The sequence below is a fragment of the Paenibacillus sp. MAEPY2 genome, from assembly GCF_000499205.1.
In the GTDB taxonomy this organism is placed as follows: Bacteria; Bacillota; Bacilli; order Paenibacillales; family Paenibacillaceae; genus Paenibacillus; species Paenibacillus vandeheii.
The window spans coordinates 1-827 of record NZ_AWUK01000098.1 but is presented as its reverse complement, the minus strand read 5'-3'; the positions used below and the strand labels follow the sequence as shown (position 1 = coordinate 827).

The 827-nt window shown below is 36.3% G+C and carries 1 protein-coding gene; it reads right to left on the bottom strand.

Going from position 1 to position 827, the window contains the following annotated elements; genetic code table 11:
• Positions 1-166: 166 nt before the first annotated feature.
• Positions 167-682, bottom strand: a complete 516-nt coding sequence (locus tag P364_RS0134600) for an arsinothricin resistance N-acetyltransferase ArsN1 family A (RefSeq protein WP_024634514.1) — start codon at positions 680-682, stop codon at positions 167-169.
• Positions 683-827: the final 145 nt, after the last annotated feature.

Here is an 827-nt window from a genome sequence, read left to right as displayed (position 1 = left end):
CCGGACATTTCAATCAAGCCTGAAATGCGTCATGTACTGAAGAGTATGTATGAAGCAACTAATAGTTAATATTATTTCTTTTAATAAAGGGACGTTGTCATACACAATGACGACGTCCCTTTATCATTTCTTTTAGTAGTCGCTGAAGAGCGTTGTTTTCATCCCTTTATCCGTGCATTCCAGCTTGGTGAATGAGTTTTTCCATAATCATAATATCAATAAGTTCGCCATCCATAATACCTTGCTGTTCAAAAAAACCTACAGTTCGATACCCCAGTTTCTGGTATAATCCTTGCCCAGCCTTATTAAAGGGAAAGGTAAACAACACAATTTTATGAAAGTTATGCTTCCTCGCTTCATTTTCCAACTCTAAAAGGAGCGCATTTCCAATGCCTTTTCCACGATACTCTCTATGAATATATATCGACAAATCAGCGACACCGTGATAAGCACAGCGGTGCGAGTACGGATTTAACGAAGCCCATCCAATAACTTGTTCTGATACCTCTGCTACCAATGCGACATGTCTCCCTTGATGTTGGTTAAACCATTTTTGTATGTATATCATATCTTTCGTTTCCGTTTCTAGCGTTGCAATTCGATCTTCAATACCTTGATTGTAGATGCCCAATATACTATTTAAATCGTTCACTTTGGCTTGGCGGATAGATACCATTTGCATATAAGAATCCCTCACTTTTTAACTATCTATTGTAAGTAAATAATGAATTCATGAACAGACTTTAGCATGACTGTTTTTGGAAATCAACACTTAAATTTAATGTTGAACAACGAAAAATAAAGTTGCTATTTGCAAATTATCAGAA